This is a genomic window from Duganella sacchari (assembly GCF_900143065.1).
GTDB lineage: Bacteria > Pseudomonadota > Gammaproteobacteria > Burkholderiales > Burkholderiaceae_D > Rugamonas > Rugamonas sacchari.
Genome location: NZ_FRCX01000001.1, coordinates 101,223 through 116,938, shown reverse-complemented (window position 1 = coordinate 116,938; position 15,716 = coordinate 101,223). Strand labels below are relative to the sequence as shown.

Annotated in this window: 15 protein-coding genes; 7 read left to right on the top strand and 8 right to left on the bottom strand. The window is 61.4% G+C overall.

Annotation, left to right across the window (positions count from 1 at the left end; genetic code table 11):
- Window positions 1-139: 139 nt before the first annotated feature.
- The 3 genes from BUA36_RS00590 to BUA36_RS00580 all read left to right on the top strand — a co-directional run bounded on the left by BUA36_RS00590 (window position 140) and on the right by BUA36_RS00580 (window position 4,507).
- Window positions 140-436, top strand: coding sequence for a hypothetical protein (locus BUA36_RS00590; RefSeq protein WP_229255577.1), 297 nt, complete (start codon window positions 140-142; stop codon window positions 434-436).
- 302 nt (window positions 437-738) lie between these two features.
- Window positions 739-2,532, top strand: coding sequence for a flagellar assembly protein A (locus tag BUA36_RS00585; RefSeq protein ID WP_084559930.1), 1,794 nt, complete (start codon window positions 739-741; stop codon window positions 2,530-2,532).
- Window positions 2,533-2,641: 109 nt separating this feature from the next.
- The gene (locus tag BUA36_RS00580; protein WP_229255576.1) at window positions 2,642-4,507 is read left to right on the top strand and encodes a flagellar assembly protein A; all 1,866 of its coding nucleotides are present in this window, start codon (window positions 2,642-2,644) and stop codon (window positions 4,505-4,507) included.
- On the opposite strand, the gene BUA36_RS00575 is transcribed toward BUA36_RS00580, so the two are convergent.
- Window positions 4,508-5,404, bottom strand: a complete 897-nt coding sequence (locus BUA36_RS00575; RefSeq protein WP_072780518.1) for a LysR family transcriptional regulator — start codon at window positions 5,402-5,404, stop codon at window positions 4,508-4,510.
- 84 nt (window positions 5,405-5,488) lie between these two features.
- On the opposite strand from BUA36_RS00575, the gene BUA36_RS00570 reads away from it, so the two are divergent.
- Window positions 5,489-6,214 carry a sulfite exporter TauE/SafE family protein gene (locus BUA36_RS00570; RefSeq protein WP_139260317.1) on the top strand — a complete coding sequence of 242 codons (726 nt, stop codon included), beginning with the start codon at window positions 5,489-5,491 and terminating at the stop codon, window positions 6,212-6,214.
- On the opposite strand, the gene arfB is transcribed toward BUA36_RS00570, so the two are convergent.
- Window positions 6,204-6,620, bottom strand: a complete 417-nt coding sequence (arfB, locus tag BUA36_RS00565) for an alternative ribosome rescue aminoacyl-tRNA hydrolase ArfB (RefSeq protein ID WP_072780514.1) — start codon at window positions 6,618-6,620, stop codon at window positions 6,204-6,206. The genes BUA36_RS00570 and arfB overlap by 11 nt on opposite strands.
- 90 nt (window positions 6,621-6,710) lie before the next feature.
- Between arfB and BUA36_RS00560 the strand changes: the two genes are divergently transcribed.
- Window positions 6,711-7,181: a chemotaxis protein CheW gene (locus BUA36_RS00560; RefSeq protein ID WP_072780513.1), complete on the top strand. Its 471-nt coding sequence runs from the start codon at window positions 6,711-6,713 to the stop codon at window positions 7,179-7,181.
- A gap of 13 nt (window positions 7,182-7,194) precedes the next feature.
- Here the strand turns inward: BUA36_RS00560 and BUA36_RS00555 are convergent, their stop codons facing one another.
- From BUA36_RS00555 to BUA36_RS00540, 4 genes are read right to left on the bottom strand one after another with little or no spacing between them, the layout of a single operon-like run.
- A complete protein-coding gene (locus tag BUA36_RS00555) occupies window positions 7,195-9,201 on the bottom strand; it encodes an ATP-binding cassette domain-containing protein (protein ID WP_072780511.1) in 2,007 nt (668 codons plus the stop codon).
- 12 nt (window positions 9,202-9,213) lie between these two features.
- On the bottom strand, window positions 9,214-10,101 hold the full coding sequence (prmB, locus tag BUA36_RS00550; RefSeq protein ID WP_072781519.1) for a 50S ribosomal protein L3 N(5)-glutamine methyltransferase: 888 nt from the start codon (window positions 10,099-10,101) through the stop codon (window positions 9,214-9,216).
- A 45-nt stretch (window positions 10,102-10,146) separates the two neighbouring features.
- Complete coding sequence (dapE, locus tag BUA36_RS00545) at window positions 10,147-11,280, bottom strand: succinyl-diaminopimelate desuccinylase (protein WP_072780509.1); 1,134 nt, start codon at window positions 11,278-11,280, stop codon at window positions 10,147-10,149.
- A 1-nt stretch (window position 11,281) separates the two neighbouring features.
- Window positions 11,282-11,635: an ArsC family reductase gene (locus tag BUA36_RS00540; protein WP_072780508.1), complete on the bottom strand. Its 354-nt coding sequence runs from the start codon at window positions 11,633-11,635 to the stop codon at window positions 11,282-11,284.
- 162 nt (window positions 11,636-11,797) lie between these two features.
- Here BUA36_RS00540 and BUA36_RS31050 point away from each other — a divergent pair, with 162 nt between their 5' ends.
- Window positions 11,798-12,460 (top strand): PEP-CTERM sorting domain-containing protein, encoded by a 663-nt coding sequence (locus BUA36_RS31050; protein ID WP_072780506.1) that lies wholly within the window; start codon window positions 11,798-11,800, stop codon window positions 12,458-12,460.
- Window positions 12,461-12,806: 346 nt separating this feature from the next.
- Here the strand turns inward: BUA36_RS31050 and BUA36_RS00525 are convergent, their stop codons facing one another.
- Both BUA36_RS00525 and BUA36_RS00520 read right to left on the bottom strand, forming a co-directional pair.
- A complete protein-coding gene (locus BUA36_RS00525) occupies window positions 12,807-13,529 on the bottom strand; it encodes a LytR/AlgR family response regulator transcription factor (protein ID WP_072780503.1) in 723 nt (240 codons plus the stop codon).
- The gene (locus tag BUA36_RS00520; protein ID WP_139260315.1) at window positions 13,529-14,668 is read right to left on the bottom strand and encodes a sensor histidine kinase; all 1,140 of its coding nucleotides are present in this window, start codon (window positions 14,666-14,668) and stop codon (window positions 13,529-13,531) included. Before BUA36_RS00520 ends, BUA36_RS00525 begins: the two co-directional genes overlap by 1 nt.
- A gap of 78 nt (window positions 14,669-14,746) precedes the next feature.
- Between BUA36_RS00520 and BUA36_RS00515 the strand changes: the two genes are divergently transcribed.
- Window positions 14,747-15,637, top strand: a complete 891-nt coding sequence (locus BUA36_RS00515; protein WP_084559929.1) for a DJ-1/PfpI family protein — start codon at window positions 14,747-14,749, stop codon at window positions 15,635-15,637.
- Window positions 15,638-15,716 lie beyond the last annotated feature (79 nt).

Sequence of the window (15,716 nt, the reverse complement as noted above, 5' to 3'; positions counted from 1 at the left end):
GGCAAAGCATCATACACTGCGGGCATAGAATCAGTTTTTTAGGAACGCCATGTTCATCGATCACAAAAAAAAATCCGCGGCAGCTAGCGCATCTTTTTGCGTTCGATCCTCCCTGGCTTCCGCGCTTTTATGCTGCGGTTTGATCAGCACCGGCATCGCCCGCGCTGAAGGCCCTGACGGCTCGCGCCGCGAGGTGCCGCAGCATCAGCAAGGCGGTCAGCGCACCGAGCAGCGTCCAAGCAGCGAACAGCGTCAGATCGATACGCGCACCTACGAAGCGCGCGCCGAGGAACAGCGCCGCGCCATGCAGGAAGCCAGCCGCAATGCGGAAATGAGCCGCCGCGTCGGCCGCATGACGCCGGACGAACGCCGTGATCTGCGCCGCCAGATCAACGAAGTGGGCCAGGACCTGTACGCCAATCCCCCCCGTCGTTAATTGCCTGGCAATTAACCATAATAAAACGGCACCATTATTATTTGATTAGTATTGGTTTGTATCAATATTTTCACAGTTGTGCCGTTTTAGTCACAGAATTTCCTTCTTTTTCTATGGTCTGCGTGTAAGATTAATTAATCACACGCAACGCCTTCCGGCCCGAGCGTGCCGTTTGGAGGAAGACCGTGGTTCAAGACGTTGCATCCGCAGCGCCAGCCGCAGGCGAGGGGCCAGAAGCCTCCGGCCCGGCATTGCCTATTGGTTTGGGTAAGCTGGCGGACGGAATTTACATTGATCTTGGGATGAGCAAACCGGCGCTGGTGGCTGCGGTCACGCACGTCTTTCAGTCGGGCTGGTATTTCATCGGCCTCGATTACCCGGTCCTGATCAAGGCGCTGTACGGGGTGGGGCCGGACACCGGCAGCCAGCAGGCATTGCGCCTGGCCGACGATGTGCGGGTGTTCGACGCCGGCCGCCTGTCGCTGTACAAAAATCCGAAAGTGAGCCTGTCCTACGCCGAGTACTACTTCCAGCAGCTTTACCTGGAAGAGGTGACGCTGCCCGACGGCACCGTGATTCCCGAGCGCCCCGTGGCGCTCGATATCGACGAGTTCATCGCCGATATGTGGAACAAGGGCATCCACTTCGGCATCGATGTGGCGGCGGTGAAGGCGGCGATGGCGTCGACCAAGGCCGACCGCATTACCTTTGCCAGCGACCTGGAACCGGAGCCGGGCCAGGATGCCACGGTGGTGGAAGTGTCGTCCGAACTGCACCGCAGCGATGCGCCCAAGGCGCGGCCGGATGGCCGCATCGACCTGCAAAGCTTCCAGAACCGCTTCCCGCAAATCAAGGCGCATATGCGGCTGCTGAAAAAGCTGCCGCCGGTGCCCGGCCTGCCGGGCTTTGACCTGGCAGGGCGCAAGACCGACCCGGAGCCGCCCAAGGATCTGACGCTGCGCTTCCTGTCTGGAGAAGGCACCGAGGCCAAGCTGTTCGAGGACGGCGAATACCTGGTCTCGACGCGCGAAGGTTTTCTCAGCGTGGACGCCAAGTCCAACCGCATCTCCATCACCGACAAGATCATCAGCCTGGAAGGCGTGAGCGGCCGTACCACGGGCAATCTGCAACTGGCCGGCGCGTATGAGGAATATGGCGATGTGCAGGAGCAGCGCGACCTCACGGGCAGCGATATCACGGTGCATGGCAACGTCTATGGGAATATCCATTCGCGTGGCGGCACGGTGGTACTGGACAAGAACCTGGTCAGCGGCAGCGTGCATAACGCCGCCGGGAATATCAACATCGCTGGCGTGGCGTCCAACTCGGTGATCTATGCGGCCAACGGCGCCATCACCATCAGCCGCGCCGAGAACTGCGTGATCTCGGGCAGCCGCGTCAAGGTGGAGGAGGCCTCCAACTGCGAGATCATCGGCGACGAGGTGATCGTGGAAGTGGCGGAGGGCTGCGCCATCGCCGGCCGTAACGTCGAAGTGGAAAGCGCCGGCCCGCGCCGCCGCACCGAGATGATGATTTATGTGCTGGTCAAGGACGTGACCCAGTTCGATCAGGAGATCGCTGAACTGGACATGCGTATCGCCGCCTTTGTCCAGGCCAACCAGGCCAGCGAGCAGGAATTGAACCGCATCTCGGCGCTGCCGGACGTGCGCCGCTACCTGGCGCTGGCCGCCAAGCTGCGTACGCAGGAACTGGTGCTGACGCCGGAACAGGGCCAGCATCTGCGCAAGATCGCCGGTGCCGTGGCAGAGGAAATGAAATCCATACAGAAGCTGCAACAGGAGCTGCAGGTCGGCCAGACCCAGATCAAGCTGCTGCAGGACCGGCTGGCGCGCGTGATCGAGCAGAAGGTGGAAGCGGCCGGCATTTCGCGCTGCGGTCTGCACATGGTCAGCGGCGACACCATGGTCCGCACCATGCCGTTTGCCGCCGACACCACGGCACTGCGCCAACTGCAGCCCAAGGATATCAAGGCGCGCCTGCGCGGCACGCCGACCGGCGGCGAGTTGTTGTTTGCCGATAGCCAGGGTTCACTGGACTGGCACCTGAACCCGCACTTGCGGCCTGCGTCCCCTTGAAGCGGCTGGCGCAAGCCCGGCTTAACATGCTAATCTTGGGCTAACATCAAAAAGTGAAGGGCGCTTGCTACGGCGGGCTTCCGACGTACATCTTCCTGGGGATAGCACTGTGTCAGACGACGCTACGGCGCTGGAACAAACTGCGGAAGGCGATCTGCCTGCAGCGATCGTCAGGCGGGCCGACGGCATCTTTTTCGCTGCGGATGCGGCGGCGGTGTCCTGCCTGTCCGCCGTCAGCCAGATTTTCCTCAGCAGCTCCTACTTCACCGGCCTGGATTACGCGGTGTTCAGCAAGATGCTGTACAACGTCGGCCCCGATCTGCCGGACACCTTGAAGAACAAGCCTTTGCTGCGCTTTGCCGACAGCATAGAGCCGTTCCACGCGCCACGCCGCGCCTTGTACAAAAACGTCAAGATCATCAACGGCGAGGCGGAGTATTACTTCGAGCCGGTGTTCTTTGAAGTGCCGGACATGCCGCCGCAGCCAGCGCGCCTGAACTTCGACGAATTCGTTTCCGACATGTGGGTCAAGGGCATCCGCTTCGGCATCGATGCGCCGGCAGTGCGCGATGTGATCCTGAGCGGGCGGCTGGCGCGCATGATTGTGGCGCGGCGCCTGAATGCGACGCCAGGCAAGGACGCTACCATCGTGGAAGTGTCGCAGGATATCCACCGCAGCAATGCGCCCAAGGAGAAGGGTGATGGCCGGCTGGATTGGCAGACGTTCCAGAACCGCTTCCCGCAGGTGAAACCGCACGTCAAGCTGCTGCGCAAGGTGCCGCGTGCACCGGGCGTGCGCGGCTACGAGCTGTCCGGACTGGTGCTGGAGCCGCCTGTGCCCAAGGATATCGAGCTGACTTCGGTGTCCGGTGAAGGCACGCTGATCGAAACGGTCAAAGGCGTGGAATACCTGGTCTCCGCAGTCGAAGGCTTTTTGAGCGTGGACCCCGGCAGCAAGCGTTTGTCGATCGGCCCCAAGATCATCAGCCGCGAGGGCGTGAGCGCGCGCACCACGGGCAATCTGCAACTCACCGGCGAGTACGAGGAGTTTGGCGACGTGCAGGAACAGCGCGTGGTCGAAGGCGGCAACATCACCATCCACGGCGATGTGTTCGGGAATATCGTGTCGCGCGGCGGCGATATCGTGCTGAGTAAAAATCTGATGGGCGGTACCGCCACCAATGCCGATGGCGCGATACGCGTGCAGGGCGTGGCTTCCGGCGCGGTGCTGCAAACCAAACGCGGCGAGATCGCGCTGACGCGTGCGGAGAGCTGCATCATCTCGGGTACGCGTGTGGTGATCGGCGAGGCGAGCAACTGCGAGATCATGGCCGAGGAAGTGGTCATCAAGGTGGCCGAGGGCTGCGCCATCGCGGCGCGCAAGATCGAGATTCTTCACGCCGGCCCGCGCAAACAGAACGAGATGCTGCTGTATCCGCTGGTGCCGGATACTGCCAAATTCGACAAGAAGATCGCCGAGCTGCAGCCCAAGGTGCAGCACGCGGCGCGCGAGGCCGACAAGCGCAAGGCCGAGATGGATGCGATCACCAGCCAGACCGAGGTCCGTAATTATCTGACGCTGGCGACGCGCGTGCGCAAGCGCGAAGTCACGCTGACGCCAGAGCAGGAGCCGCTGTTCCACAAGATGGCGGAAGCGGTCGGCCCGTCGCTGCGCCAGGTGGCGAAGATATCGCTGGCCATGAAGGCGGCGCAGGTACAGCAGGAACAGGCGCAGGAAGAGGTCAACCAGGTCATCCGCCAAAAGAAGGCGATACAGCGTGGCTCGCGCTGCGTGGTGGAGCTGCTGACTGGCGATGTACTGGTGCGTACCATGAGTTTTGTGCCGGGCGACCCGGCGCCATACGACCGTCCCGCCAAAGAGGTCAAGGCCAAGGTGCGTACCGCCACGCCTGGCATGACGTTGCTGCACTCGGGGCACATCGGCCCGATCAACTGGGCGCCGGACGTGGATTAGCTAGCGGTGATTTTCTGTCAGCGCGCCAACCAGCTCGCGGGCATAGCCGGGCAGGGTGCTGGCGTCGCGGACGCAGATCAGGAGTTTGCGGTCGGCCCATTCGTCGGTGAGCTTGACCATGCGCAGACCATTGCCGCTGCGGCGCGCGGCCGCTTCCGGCAACAGGGCGACGCCGGCGCCGCTGGCAGCCATGCGGCACACGGCTTCAAAGCTGAGCAGACGGATCTTGCAGTGAATGCGCCGGCCCAGCCGTGCCGCCTGTTCGTTGGCGTTCTGCTGGAAAGCGCTGTCGCCGGCCAGGCCGATGAAGTCATGATCCAGCGCATCGGCAAACGCCATGTGGCGCTTGTGGCCAAGCGCGTGCGCCAGCGGATGGCCGCGCGCCATGACCAGCACCAGTGGATCGTCGCGGAAGGGAAAGGTCTGCAGCGCGCCAGGGTCCACGGCGTCCGAGATGATGCCGATGTCGGCAGCGCCGTCCGCCACGGCACGCGTGATTTCGCGGCTCAGGCGTTCTTCCAGATTGATACTCAGTTGCGGATGCGCCTTGAGGAAGCTGGCCAGTGCATCCGGCAGGAATTCGGTCATGGCCGAGGTATTGCACAGCAGGCGCACCTGGCCTTTGAGGCCGGTGGCAAACTGCGCGAGATCGGCCTGCATATCGCTGACCTGGCGCAGGATGTTACGGGCATGCTGCAACAGCGTGCGGCCCGCTTCGGTGGGCTCGGCGCCGCGGCGGCCGCGTTCCAGCAGCGGCACGTTGAGCGCTTCTTCCATGCCGCGTATGCGCGCGCTGGCCGATGGCAGCGCCAGATGCGACAGCTGCGCACCAGCCGTGATGCTGCCGCTTTCGGCGACATGGATAAATAGCTGCAAGTCAGTCAGGTCGAAGCGCATCGCTTTGTGCCTATGGAAATTCCGAAGTCTGGCTCAGTATATTCCAGATTTTCAAGTGCCGCGCCAGCGCGCAGAATGGCTGGCATGGACATCTTCTTCATTACCCTGGTTTTCATCCTGGCTGGCATGGTTAAAGGCGTGACGGGCATGGGCTTGCCGACGGTGGCAATCGCGCTGCTTTCCCTGCGCATGCCGCCGCTGGAAGCCGCTGCGTTGCTGATTGTGCCTTCGGCTGTTACGAATGTATGGCAGCTGGCTGCCGGGCCTGCGCTATATCCGCTATGGCAGCGTTTCAAGTGGGTGATGCTGGCGGTGTGCGCCGGCGTCACGCTGGCCTTCCTGCTAGGCGCCGCATCGTGGAGTGGCGCGGTGCTCGGGCTGGCGCTGGCCGGCTATGGCTTGCTGGGCCTGACGGGCTGGCGCCTGCACGTGGCGCCGCACAACGAGCGCTGGGCCGGGCCGCTGGCCGGGGCCGCCACCGGCGTCATGGCTGGCGTTACTGGTGTATTCGTGATGCCGGTAGCGCCTTATCTGCAAGCGCTCAACCTCGACAAGGATGACCTGGTGCAGGCGCTGGGCATGGCATTTACCGTCGGTACGCTGGCACTGGCCGTGATGCTGTCGTTGCGCGGCCAGTGGCATGTCACGGCGGCGGGGAGTTCTTTGCTGGCGCTGGTCCCATCCGGCATCGGCATGATGCTGGGCCAATGGCTGCGTGACCGCATGCAACCCGCCGTGTTCCGCCGCTGCTTCTTCGTTGCGTTGCTGGCGCTGGGCGTACATCAGCTGGCGCGTCTCGTTACAGGATAACTTTGCCGCGCAGCTGTTTGCGTTCGCCGTCCTTGGCTTTGCCGTCCAGGCGGCGGCGCTGTGAGCTGCGGGTCGGTTTGGTCGGCCGGCGTACGGTCGGCAGGACGGCGACGCTATCGACCACCTCCTGCAGGCGGCGCAGCGCATCTTCCTTGTTTGCTTCCAGGCTGCGCGACTGCTGCGCTTTCAGCACCACCACGCCCTCCCGCGTGATACGGGTGTCGCGCAATGCCAACAGGCGTTCCTTGATATGTTCGGGCAGCGACGAAGCCGTGATGTCGAAGCGCGCATGCACGGCGTTGGACACCTTGTTCACATTCTGCCCGCCCGGCCCCTGGGCGCGGATGGCGCTGAATTCCACTTCGTTCGGATCGATGTTCATGCGCGGATTGTAGCAAACGTGCATAGCTGCCGGAGCAGGTTGACGCTAGTCAACGCCTGACAGTGGGGTCACGGTTAGGATGATACTTGCTGTTCTCCGAACGAAAGGATCATCATGTCTTCCTCGACCACGCAGACAAATGAGTCATGCCAGTACCTGGTTTTCCGGCTCGGCGGACTCGATTACGCGCTCGACTTCAGTAAAGTCCAGGAGCTGCGTCCCTTAAAGGCGCTGGAGCGCTTTTCCTCGGATGGTGAAATCGTCAGTGGCGTGGTGGTATCGCGCGGCGTCATCATGCCGATTGTGGATATGCGGATTGCCTTCGGCCCGCGTCCACCGCAGCATGATCCGTTGACGGATGTGATTATCCTCAAGCTGTCCAGCTGCGTGATGGGGATGGTGGTGGATGGCGTGACGGATATCGTCGCCTTGAAACCGGCCCAGATCCAGCCGATTGCCGGTGCCGGCGCGGTTGATTATCTGGTCGGTCTGGGGGAAGCGGAAGGGCGCCGGCTGATTGTGGTGGACATCGACAAGCTCATGTCCATCCGCAAAGTGCAGTTCGGCGCCCGGCAGGCGGCTTAGCGGCCGTGAGCCTTTAAGCCAGGGCCTCCAGCTGCTCATTCAAGGCCAGCCACTGTTCTTCCAGTTCGCCCAGGTCCTTGGTGAAGAACGCCTGATCGGCCAACAACTGCTTCAGCTTGGCCTTGTTGGCCGCGTCGTAGATTGACTCCTCGCCCAGTTGGGCATCGACTTCTGCTTTCTGTGCCGTGCGTTTGGCGATCTGCTCGTCCAGACGCTTGACCTTCTGCTCGATCGGCTTGCGCAGCGCGGACAGGCGCTGGCGGTCTTCCGCCTCCTTGCGCTTCTGTTCCTTGGTGTTGACGACCGGCGCTTCAGCTTCGGCTTTTGACGGCGCCACTGGCGACTGCACCGGGAAGGCAGTCTTGTTGTCCTTGCCCGCAGCCGGCAGCACATCGGTGCCTTTACCCAGCTTGGTCTGGAACAGCCAGTCCTTGTAATCATCCAGGTCGCCGTCGAACGGTTGCAGCTTGCCGTCGGCGACGATGATGAACTGGTCGGTGGTGGCGCGCAGCAGGTGGCGATCGTGCGATACCACTACCAGCGTGCCTTCAAACTGCGCCAGCGCTTCGGTCAGCGCTTCGCGGGTTTCCAGGTCCAGGTGATTGGTTGGTTCATCCAGCAGCAGCAGGTTAGGGCGCTGCCATACGATCAGTGCCAGCGCGAGACGCGCCTTTTCGCCGCCAGAGAAAGGCGCGATCGAGCTGGTGACCATGGTGCCCGGGAAGTTGAAGCCGCCCAGGAAGTTACGCAGCTCCTGCTCGCGCGTGGTCGGCGCAATCTTCGCCAAATGCCACAGCGGCGATTCGTCGTGACGCAGCATCTCCACCTGGTGCTGGGCGAAGTAGCCGATGTTCAGGCCCTTGCCGGTGGTGGATTCGCCGGTCAGCGGCGCCAGTTCGCCTGCGATGGTTTTGATCAGCGTGGATTTACCTGCGCCGTTCACACCCAGCAGACCGATACGCTGGCCGATCTGCAGCGAGAAGTTGATGCCGTGAACGATGGTTTTTTCGGAGATCTCGCCGGTCTTCTGGTCTTCGCTGCGGTAGCCGGCGTCGACGTCTTCCATCACCAGCAGCGGATTCGGCGCGTTCAGCGGCTCGCGGAATTCAAACGAGAATTCGGCGGCGGCACGCAATGGCGCCAGTTCTTCCATCTTGGCCAGCGCCTTCATGCGGCTCTGCGCCTGGCGGGCCTTGGAAGCCTTGGCCTTGAAGCGTTCGATGAACGACTCCAGGTGCGCGCGTTTGCGCTGCTGCTTCTCGAGCGCACCGGCGGCCAGCGCCATCTGCGCTGCGCGCTGGCGCTCGAAGGCCGAGTAGTTGCCCGAGTAGCGTTTCAGCTTGCGTTCGTCGATGTGCACGATGACGTTGACGATTTCGTCGAGGAAGTCGCGATCGTGGGAGATGATGAGCAGCGTGCCGGTATAGCGTTTGAGCCAGTCTTCCAGCCAGATGATGGCATCCAGATCCAGGTGATTGGTTGGTTCATCCAGCAGCAGCAGGTCGGAAGGGCACATCAGCGCTTGCGCCAGATTCAGGCGCATACGCCAGCCACCCGAGAAGCTGGCCACGGGGCGCTGCATCTGGTCGAGCGAGAAGCCAAGGCCCAGCAGCAGCTGTTCGCCGCGCGACTGCACGGTGTAGGCGTCGGCGTCGGCCAGGGCGCTGTAGATCTCGCCCATGGCGATGCCGTTTTCGGTGGACTCAGGTTCGGTTTCCAGACGCTCCAGTTCCGCTTGCAGTTTGCGCAGGTTGACGTCGCCGTCGATGGCGTAGTCCAGTGCGGCGCGTTCCAGCGGCGGGGTTTCCTGCGCCACGTAAGCGACGCGCCATTTGGCCGGGAAGTCGATGTCGCCCTGGTCCGGGTGCAGCTCGCCGCGCATCATCGCGAACAGGCTGGATTTACCGGCGCCATTCGCGCCGATCAAACCGATCTTGTCGCCCGGATTGAGGGTGACGTCTACTTGTTCCAGCAGCGGCTTTACGCCGCGCATCAGGCTTACTTGATTGAAGCGAATCATTCGTGGTTCTTCTTAGAGTTTCAGTTGGTCTGCCGTCAGCAGGAAGACCATGTCGTCGCCATTGCTGGTGGTGAGCCAGGTCAGGCCCAGCTCACCGAATGCGGCTTCAGCGAATTCCTTTTCATTGCCGATTTCAACGATCAGCAGGCCATCATCGGTCAGACGTTCGGCGGCGCCGGCGACAATGCGGCGCACGATGTCCATGCCGTCCTTGCCGCCATCCAGCGCCAGTTCAGGCTCCGCGCGGTATTCCATCGGCAGCTTGCTCATCGAGGACGAGTTCACATACGGTGGATTGGTGATGATCAGGTCATACTTCTTGGCCGGTACATTGGCGTACAGGTCGGACTGGATCAGCGTCAGGCGGTCTTCCAGCTCATAGGTCGCCACGTTGCGTTTAGCGACTTCCAGTGCATCGGCCGAAATGTCGACGGCATCCACGTGCGCGTCGGGGAAGGCATCGGCCATCATGATGGCCAGGCAGCCGGAGCCCGTGCACAGTTCCAGGATGTTGGACACATTCTCAGGCTCGTTGACCCATGGTGCAAAGTATTCTGGAATCAGCTCGGCGATGAAGGAGCGCGGCACGATGGTGCGCTCGTCAACATAGAACTTGTAAGTACCCAGGAAGGCTTCGTTGGTGATGTAGGCCGCCGGCACGCGATCGTTGACGCGGCGGTCGATCACGGCCATCACCGCCGCGATTTCTTCCGGCAGCAGCTTGGCGTCCAGGAATGGATCGAGCAGGTCCAGCGGCAGCTTCAGCGTGTGCAGGATCAGATAGGCTGCTTCGTCATACGCTTCCGTGCTGCCATGGCCGAAGAACAGCTGGGCGGTATTGAAGCGGGTGACGGCATAGCGCAGCAGGTCGCGCGGCGTGGTGAATGGAGTCGTGTTCATGGCTATCTCGGTAAAACGGTCATCGGAGCCCACGCCGCACTGCTGTTACGTCAGCAGGTTTTCCAGCGTGCGGCGATAGATATTCTTCAGCGGATCGACAAATCGCAGCTCGATATGCTCATCGATCTTGTGGATACTTGCGTTGGGAGGACCGAATTCTATCACCTGAGGGCAGATCTGAGCGATAAAGCGGCCGTCCGACGTGCCACCGGTGGTCGACAGTTCGGTGTCCACGCCGGTTTCCGACTTGATCGCCGATGACAGCGCATCGCTCAGGGTGCCGCGCGGGGTCAGGAACGGCAGGCCGCTCAGCGCCCACTTGATGTCGTAGTGCAGATTGTGCTTGTCCAGGATGGCGTGAACGCGGCGTTTCAGTTCCTCGTGCGTGCTGGCGGTCGAGAAGCGGAAGTTGAAGTCGATGATCATTTCGCCGGGGATCACGTTGTTGGCGCCCGTGCCGGCGTTAATGTTGGACATCTGCCAGGAGGTCGGCAGGTAGTACTCATTACCGTGGTCCCAGACTTCGGCCGCCAGTTCGGCCAGCGCAGGTGCGCCCAGGTGAATCGGGTTCTTTGCCAGCTGCGGGTAGGCGATGTGGCCTTGCACGCCCTTGACCGTCAGCTTGCCGGACAGCGAGCCACGGCGGCCGTTCTTGATCATGTCGCCCAGGGTTTCGTCCGAGGTTGGCTCGCCGACGATGCAGTAGTCCAGCGTTTCGCCGCGCTCTTTCAAGATGTTACAGACGATGACGGTGCCGTCGGTGGCCGGGCCTTCTTCATCGCTGGTAATCAGGAAGGCAATCGAGCCTTTGTGATCGGCGTGCTTGGCGATGAACTCTTCACAGGCGACGACGAAGGCGGCGATGGAGGTCTTCATGTCCGCTGCGCCACGGCCATACAGCTTGCCGTCGCGATGGGTCGGGGTGAAAGGCTGCGAGCGCCATTGCTCGACCGGGCCGGTAGGCACCACGTCGGTGTGACCGGCGAATACCATCACTGGCGAGGTTGTGCCACGGCGCGCCCACAGATTGGTCACGCCATTCGATTCGATGGTTTCGCAGACGAAGCCCAGTGGGGTCAGCAGGTCGATCAGGTGCTGCTGGCAGCCCTTGTCGTCCGGCGTGACGGAGGACAGGGAGATCAGCTTTTCGGTCAGCGCCAGGGTCTTGGATGGAGTCATATCAGCTATTGAAGATTTGTTGATACTGCGCGTCGGAGAAGCCGACGGAGAAAGTGCCATTCTTGTCCAGCACCGGGCGCTTGATGACGGATGGATTTTCCAGCATCAGCGCGATGGCTGCTTCATCGTCAACGATGGACGCCTTGCGTTCATCGGACAGCGCGCGCCAGGTGGTGCCCTTGCGGTTCACCAGCACATCGCGCGACAGGTGTTTGAGCCAGCCGGCGACGATGTCGCGGGTCAGGCCCTGTTTTTTGAAATCGTGGAAAACAAAATCCTGCTGCTGGTCGGCCAGCCAGGTGCGTGCTTTTTTGACGGTATCGCAGTTAGGGATGCCGTAGACGGTAATGGTCATGATCGTTCGGGAAAGTTGGACCCGGTAGGATACCACGCCATGCAGGCCCGCTCATAGCGGCGGTCCATGCGGTAAAAACTGGTTTCACCAATTATCAAATCGTTATTTACCATGATGATAGCTATACTTGCGAGATTATTTTGATAACAATGAGGGAACGGCATGAAAATCAAACCAATCATCTTCGCGACGATCGCCGCCTTGGCGATGGGCGCATCCGCCGCCCAGGCAACGGTGCTGGACTTCGACACTTTGGGTGCTTGCAGTAGCGCTTCCAATGGCAGTGGTAGCGTCGTTGCCTGCGGCGACTGGAGCGCCATCTCGCAGGCCTACGGCGATGTGGCCGGCGTGGTCGACGTGCAGTACTCGGCGCCGCGTATTCCAGGCAGCTCGCTGCAGTGGTGGTCTACCAGCTACAACACGCTGCATGGCAGCGTGTTTGCGCCAGGTGGCAATGACAACTCGAAAGCGCGTATTGATCTGGTGTCGCTGAACGGCCAGGCTGTCACGCTGTCGCATTTCGATCTGGGCGCCTATTCCAACACGACCCGCAACACCAAGATCACCATTTCGGACCTGAGCGGCCATGTGCTGATGAACTATGCCGGCACCGTGGGCAACGACCATCCTAATGGCCCAAGTAGCTTTAATGGCAGCTGGACTGGTGCGAGCGGCATCCGTATCGAGTGGGAAGACAACGCCTACAACGTCGGCATCGACAACATCACCTACAGCATGGCGCCCGTCCCTGAGCCAGAAACCTACGCCATGCTGATCGCGGGCCTGGCTGCGTTGGGTGTGGTGGCGCGCCGCCGCAAGGCCTAAGCGGTAGGGAAGCCGATAAACGACGCGGGCACGGCCTCCGTCAGCCAGACGCCGTTCTCAGACACGTAGAACTGGTGGCCTTGCTGATGCATGGCCTGCGCCCGGACAGGATGGTGGCCAGTGTCCCAGGTGGCAGCGCCAGATCGACACTCGCAACCGAATGGCCTTGATTAGCGCGTATCGACAGGCCGTCTTCGCTCAAGGCGAAGCGCTTTTTATCGCTGGTGGCGACCACTTCCTCAAGTTTTGGGCGCGTGCCGCAGAATCAGCGACAGGAACTTGCTGGTACTTTCCAATTTATTCTTGTTCATGGCTGAAAATTATACAAGAACCGTTTGCCAATTCGCTACTGCGTGGCGCCGAGCCGTTCCAGGATAGGCTTGCGATAGCGTCGGCTCATTCGCAGGCGTTTGGCATCGTGCAGTACGACCTCGTATTCGCCGTCCTCGCGGATCTCCAACGCGCTGACGCGGTCGAGATTGACGATGGCAGAGCGGTGGATGCGCGAGAAGCCATGCGTTGCCAGCAGCGCGTCCAGATCCGACAGGCTGCGGCGTAGCATAAAGGTCTTGCTGCCGGCATGCAGTGTCGAGTAGTAGTCGCTGGCTTCAATCCAGTCGATGTCGGTGAATTTCACTACGTCCAGTGCGCTGCCGTTCTTGATGATGAAGCGCCTGGTGTCGCTGCTGGTCTGCAGGCGCTCCTTTGCGCGCGTCAGCACACGTGCAAAGCGCTGGTCGTCGAAGGGCTTCAGCAGGTAGTCCAGCGCGCCCACTTCAAACGCGCGCAGTGCGAACTGGTGGTGAGCGGTGACGAACACAATCGCGAACGCCGGCGCCGGGCCGATGCGCTCAAGCAGCTCGAAACCGTCGCACTCCGGCATTTCTATGTCGAGAAATACCAGGTCGGGCGTCAGGTTTGCTATCGCTTCGACGGCTTCCTCGGCCGAACCGCATTGACCTGCAATGACGACTCCCGCGTCGCGCGCCAGCAGTGCGGCGACATTGCTGCGTGCCAGAGGCTCGTCGTCGACGATCAGGGCGCGTAATAAATTCCTGCTGTTGTCCATTAATGCTCGCGGTAGGGCAGGGTGATGGTGGCCATCACACCGGTACTGGCGTGGTTTTGCAGCGTCAGGTCCGAAGCGTTACCGTACAAGGCAAGCAGGCGCTGACGCGTATTGCTGATGCCTACCCGTTCCTCAAGACGCTCTGGCAGCGGCGGGCCGTCATTGGAAACACACAGTGCGAGCGTGTCGCCATCGCGGCTGGCGGCTACCTTCAGTTCCCCACCCCTGGCGCGTTTGGCGATACCGTGCTTGATCGCGTTTTCCACCAGCGCCTGTACGACGAAGTCCGGTACCTGCGCCTTCATGAGGTCATCGGGAATATCGATCTGGTAGCGCAGCCGTTCGGCAAAGCGCATCTGCTGTATCGCCAGATATTTATGCAGAAATTCGATCTCTTCTTCCATGCTCACGAATTGACGCTCCGATTGGTCGGTGACACGGCGCAGCAAGTCTCCCAGCGCCGCGATCATCGCAATCGCCTCGTTATCCTTTTTCTCGCGTATCAACCCGGTGACGGCATTGAGTGAATTGAAAATGAAATGCGGTTCGATTTGTAGTTTGAGCGCAGAGAGCTGCGCCTGCGCGAGCAGTTCGGCAAGCTGCGCGCTCGCCGTTCGCTGGTGCAAAAGGCGGTTATGCGCATCCAGCATCAATGCCAGCGTGACGACGGCGCCATACAGCAGAACATCAATCACCAGGGTGCCGAGGAACTTTGACTTCCAGAGTAGCTCGAAAGAGCCAGGACCGGCCGCATAGGCAAACGGATTGGTCTGGTGCTCCAGCATCGCCGCCCATGTCGCCCACACCCAACCAATTGCCAGGCAGGCTGCGATATGCGCTCCCCATGGCGCGGCGTCGCGGGACGGAAGGTGGAAACGCTGCAGCAGCGCCAGTATGGCGGGAGTCAGCACCGCCCACGGCGCCCAGGAGGCGGCGGTTACGATAAATAAGGTAAGCCAGGCGTGGTGCATGCCCATCGCGCGCATTGAGACCACCGTCTGGATGGCGTCGAACAGGGCGATCGCCAGCCAGGCGCCAGCCACATAGCGCCATGAACTGACCAAAGAATGGGAGCTTGATTTCATGGCGCAATCATAGGGGAAAAGAAGCCCGGCAGCGACGTTTTGCAGCGAATTCACGAAAGCGTGCAGGCAAGCGCCTCGTGTCGCCGTGCTCGCGATGGGACACTCCACAGCTTCTAACTCGGAGGATAAATAATGAATCGACGCGATCTTTTCCGTTTGCCGGCGGCCATGGGGCTGGCAGCGGCAATTCCCAATATCGGGAACGCCAGGCCGCAGCAGGCGTTGTCTAACCCGCTGCAGCCGCCAGCGGAAGGCAGCATCCCCGTGGCCGTCCTGCTGTCGGATGGCGCGGTCGTCATCGATTTCGCGGGGCCGTGGGAAGTATTCCAGAACGTCAGCGTCCCCGGACGCGCCACGGAGCCGGTGTTCCAGCTTTATACGGTGGCGGAAACCACCGCGCCGGTCAAGGCTGGCGGCAGCATGACCATCGTGCCGGAATACACCTTTGCCACAGCGCCTGCGCCCAAGATCATTGTTATCCCCGCCCAAGGCGAACCCACTGAAGCCATGCTGGCCTGGATACGCGAGGCGGCGCGCACTGCGGACCTGACCATGTCGGTCTGCACCGGCGCCTTTGTACTGGCCAAAACGAGCCTGTTGTCCGGCAAAGCCGCAACCACACACCACAGCGCCTATGCGCAATTCGTGATGGCGTTCCCTGATATAGCGCTCAAACGTGGCGCGCGTTTTGTCGAATCAGGCCGTTTCGCCAGCTCCGGCGGCCTGTCGTCCGGTATCGATCTGACGCTGCGCGTTGTGGAACGCTACTTTGGGCGCGCTGTGGCGCTCAATACGGCGAACACCCTGGAATACCAGGGGCAGGGCTGGCTGGATCCCGCCTCCAATATGGTGTATGCCAAGCGCCGGAAATCGACTGCGCAGCACCCGCTGTGTCCTGTCTGCGAAATGGATGTCGATAAGGCGACCGCGCCGTCGTCGGTCTATCAAGGCCGGACCTACTACTTTTGCATGGCTTCTCACCAGAAGATTTTCGACGCCAGTCCGGCCAGATTTTTAGGCTGAGTTTTTGCTGGCGGGGGCCAGATAGGGGCCGGGGTGGTTTAGCCGCCACGGCCACTGAGCTTTTGCTCCACAACAGGAG